The following is a 3861-nucleotide window of genomic DNA, read 5'->3' on the forward strand; positions in this document are numbered from 1 at the left end:
TACGGGACAGCGGCAGGCAGCCGAGCCCCCGCTCTCGCTGGTGATCGTCGCTCCGCGTGACGGCCTCGCGGCGTACGCACCCGACCCGGCCGCCGCCGGGTCCTGGATCGGCACGGGCACCCCGCATCTCTACGCGGGAGTGATCGAAGCCACAGGCCTGGTCGGACCGCTGGTGCTGCCGGGCGGCACGGCCTGCGCGGGCTGTCTGGCGCTGGAGCGGGCCGAGGGAGATCCCGGCTGGCCGCGGATGCTGGCACAGTGGAGGTCGGGGCGCAGAGCTGTCACCGTACCCGCCTGTGATCTGGGCCTCGCCACGACGGTCGCGGGACTGACGGCCGCGCACGCGCTGTCGTTCCTCGACGGGGAACTGCCCGCGAGCACCGGAGCACGCTGGGAGGTGTCGATGCCGCTGCTGGACTGGCGTGCGGAGCGGCTCACCCCGCATCGGGACTGCTCCTGCGGGGCCGCAGGCAGAACAGAGGGGGAGCGAGTCGCCGGGACCGGCCCGCCGCACGACACAATGGTCGGGTAACCGCCGCACGCTCCATGGCCGCCGGACAGACCCTAGGAGGGGCTTCATGTCTGATCTTCCCCGGAAGGCGGTCACCCGCACCGCGAAGCTGGCCACGCTACCGATCGGGTTCGCCGGCAGAGCCACCTGGGGTCTTGGCAGACGGATCGGCGGCAAGTCGGCGGAGATCGTCAGCCGTGAGCTTCAGCAGCGCACCGCCGACCAGCTGTTCAAGGTGCTCGGCGAGCTCAAGGGCGGGGCGATGAAGTTCGGACAGGCCCTGTCCGTCTTCGAGTCGGCGCTGCCGGAGGAGGTCGCTGGGCCCTACCGGGCCGCGCTCACCAAGCTCCAGGAAGCCGCGCCTCCGATGCCGACCCGCACGGTGCACGCGGTGCTGACGGAGCGGCTCGGCGAGGACTGGCGTGAGCTGTTCCTGGAGTTCGAGGACAAGCCGTCGGCCGCCGCCTCGATCGGCCAGGTGCACCGGGCCGTGTGGCACGACGGCCGCGAGGTCGCCGTGAAGGTGCAGTATCCGGGGGCGGGCGAGGCGCTGCTGTCGGACCTGGCGCAGCTCAGCCGGTTCGCCCGGCTGCTGGGGCCGCTGATCCCGGGCATGGACATCAAACCGCTGATCACGGAGTTGCGGAACCGGGTCGCCGAGGAGCTGGACTACGGCCTGGAGGCACAGGCCCAGCAGGAACACGCGGAGGAGTTCGCCGACGATCCCGACGTGGTCGTCCCCGAGGTGGTGCACCAGAGCGAGCAGGTGCTGGTCACGGAGTGGATCGACGGCTGGCCGCTGGCCGACATCATCACGGACGGCACCCTCGAACAGCGGGACCGGGCCGGCCAGTTGCTGGCGAGATTTCTCTTCTCCGGTCCGGCGCGCACCGGGCTGCTGCACGCGGATCCGCATCCGGGCAACTTCCGGCTGCTGCCGCCCGTCGGCGCGGAGGACGACGACGCGGACTCCCTGGAGGAGCGGATCGGTGAGTTCCGGCTGGGTGTGCTCGACTTCGGCACGGTCGACCGGCTGCCCGGCGGGCTGCCCGACACCATCGGCCAGGCGCTGCGTACGACGCTTGAGGGGGACGCCGAAGCGGTCTACGACCTGCTGCGGGAGGAGGGGTTCGTCAGGGAGACCATCGACCTGGACCCGGACGCGGTGCTCGACTATCTGCTGCCGATCATCGAGCCGGCCGCCGTGGAGGAGTTCACCTTCACCCGCACCTGGATGCGTACGCAGGCGGCGCGGATCGCCGATCCTCGCTCCCCCGCCCACCAGTTGGGGCGGCAGCTGAATCTGCCGCCGGCGTATCTGCTGATCCACCGCGTCACGCTGAGCACGATCGGGGTCCTCTGCCAGCTCAACGCGACGGTACGGCTGCGCGAGGAGCTGGAGGACTGGCTGCCCGGCTTCCTGCCGGACTCGGAGCCGGAGTACGAGGACGGCGGCGGAACCGGGTCCGACGACGAGACCGACGGCGGGACCGAGGGCTGAACGCGCCGCGGGGGCCGGTCCCCTCAAGGACCGGCCCCCGCGTCTTCATGTCGATCTGCGCACTACGGCTACCGCACGGCGGCGGTCACTGCATGACGGCCATGGCCAGCGCGCGGCGGGCACGCATCGACGCGCGCTCAGCACGTCTCTGCATACGCCGGGCGGCGACCAGGCGCGAGGCCTGGCGCTGCGCCTCGGCGTCCCGCATTCGTTCGTCCATATGCGCGCGGGCAAGGGCTTCTGGAATGAGTTGCATCTCGCGGGTCCTGTTCTGGCGCGAGTCATTCGCGCCCAGCGTGGTGACGACTGGTGTGGCGGAGCCGGACGGCTCACGGGTGGAAGGGGTCATCGGATCCTGTTTCTGGGGATCGTGAGTGAAGGGGCGGTCGATGGTTCCGGTCGCGTTCATGCCGAGACCGGGTTCTTGCGCGGACGGCCACGGGGCCGCTTGCGGGCAACGACCACACCCTGGACGAAGAGCTCGCCACCCCAGACGCCCCAGGGCTCGCGCCGCTCCTTCGCCCCGGCGAGGCAGGCCTCGACCAGCGGGCAGGTGCGGCAGAGCGACTTGGCGTACTCCACGTCGGCCGGGGACTCGGCGAAGAAGACCTCCGGGTCGTAGGCACGGCAGGGAACGGGCACGCCGAGGCTGTCGATGGCGTCGTCGAGCGCGGTGAGGGTGGTGAGCGGGGTCAAGGTGGAGTCCTCCGTGAGACCGGGCGGGGGGTTTGTTTCGGAAGGCGGTACGGACGGGGCGTGCGCTTCGAGTTGCACGGGTTGTTCTTCCTCGTCTGGTCGGTCCGGCCTGTTGGCCGGGTTGCGGCTTGGTACCTGGTGCTTCTTGTCCCCGAGGCCCCTTCGCGCTGTCCGTCCCGTTCGGGACAAACAAAAAGGGCCGCGGATCCCGGGTGGGGTTCCGCGGCCCTGAAGGCGCCGGCCTGATTCTCGATCAGACTGGATCGCTCCAGGGTTCGAGCCCACGGAAGGCCCACATCTTGTGCTGGTGCTTCATCTGCTGCTGGGGTTCGGCAGTGGCTGCCGCGAGCGCATAGGCCGTGGCCTGAGCCTCGGCCGCCGTCGCTCCTGCTGCCACTGCCTTGGTCCGTCGCGGGTCATTGACGCGCCGACCGGGAAGCAGGTTGACACCTGTCTCCACGACGGAGCCCGAACGCACGGCAAAGGCGCCGGACAGATCGGTGACGACAATGAACTCCGGGCGGGAGACGCCGAGAGAGCAGACAGAGGCGACCGGACGATCGGTCATTTTGGCGCTGCTACCGCTGTTGATGCTGATCACTGGAATCGCCTCCTCTCGGCGTCTAGGGGACCGGCCGGGGCCGGTCACACGTATTCGGATAAGTAGAGCACGGCGACAGGGCTTCAGTGAAGCGCTTGTTTCCGTGGTTAAGAACCTATGGGGACCGACGGGGCGCGCGCAAACTATTTTCCCGACGAGTTTGAATCAGCTTGTTCCCGCCGTGCCCGCGACGGCGTCCCCGGGCTCCCCGCCTGCGCAGATGGCCAGAACATCGGCCCCGTACCGGCCCAGTTTCCGGCTGCCGACCCCGGCGATACCGGCCAACTCGCCCTCGCCGCCCGGCACCGCCTCGGCGATGGCCATCAGGGTCTTGTCCGTGAAGACGCAGTACGCGGGCTGGCCGATCAGCTCGGCCTGGCCGGCGCGCCAGTCGCGCAGCCGCTCGTACAGCGCCTCGTCCATGTCGGAGGGGCAGTCCTCACAGCGCATCAGCTTCATCTCGCCGGCGTCCGTGAGGGTCTTGCCGCACACCCGGCACAGCGCCGGTCCGCGCCGTTTGCGCCGGGCGCCCGCACCGCCGCGCTCGACGGC

General features: G+C 70.1%; 5 protein-coding genes and 1 pseudogene. 2 read left to right on the forward strand and 4 right to left on the reverse strand.

From position 1 onward, the window contains the following. Together HY68_RS44760 and HY68_RS04555 are read left to right on the forward strand one after the other, a co-directional pair. Positions 1-532, forward strand: a pseudogene (locus tag HY68_RS44760) (ThiF family adenylyltransferase); the annotation flags it as partial. A 46-nt stretch (positions 533-578) separates the two neighbouring features. Then, complete coding sequence (locus HY68_RS04555) at positions 579-2012, forward strand: AarF/ABC1/UbiB kinase family protein (protein WP_041984683.1); 1434 nt, start codon at positions 579-581, stop codon at positions 2010-2012. Positions 2013-2097: 85 nt separating this feature from the next. Here HY68_RS04555 and HY68_RS04560 read toward each other — a convergent pair whose 3' ends face one another. The 4 genes from HY68_RS04560 to HY68_RS04575 form a co-directional block, all read right to left on the reverse strand. Beyond that, a complete protein-coding gene (locus HY68_RS04560; protein ID WP_041984686.1) occupies positions 2098-2421 on the reverse strand; it encodes a hypothetical protein in 324 nt (107 codons plus the stop codon). Next, positions 2418-2786: a WhiB family transcriptional regulator gene (locus HY68_RS04565; RefSeq protein WP_041984688.1), complete on the reverse strand. Its 369-nt coding sequence runs from the start codon at positions 2784-2786 to the stop codon at positions 2418-2420. The genes HY68_RS04560 and HY68_RS04565 overlap by 4 nt, the downstream gene beginning before the upstream one ends. A 175-nt stretch (positions 2787-2961) precedes the next feature. Next, entirely contained in the window at positions 2962-3309 is a 348-nt protein-coding gene (locus tag HY68_RS04570) for a hypothetical protein (RefSeq protein ID WP_041984690.1), read from the reverse strand. Between the two features lie 165 nt (positions 3310-3474). Further along, a partial coding sequence (locus HY68_RS04575) for an HRDC domain-containing protein (protein ID WP_041984694.1) occupies positions 3475-3861 on the reverse strand: 387 nt, incomplete at its 5' end.

The sequence above is a fragment of the Streptomyces sp. AcH 505 genome (genome assembly GCF_000818175.1).
Taxonomy (GTDB): domain Bacteria; phylum Actinomycetota; class Actinomycetes; order Streptomycetales; family Streptomycetaceae; genus Streptomyces.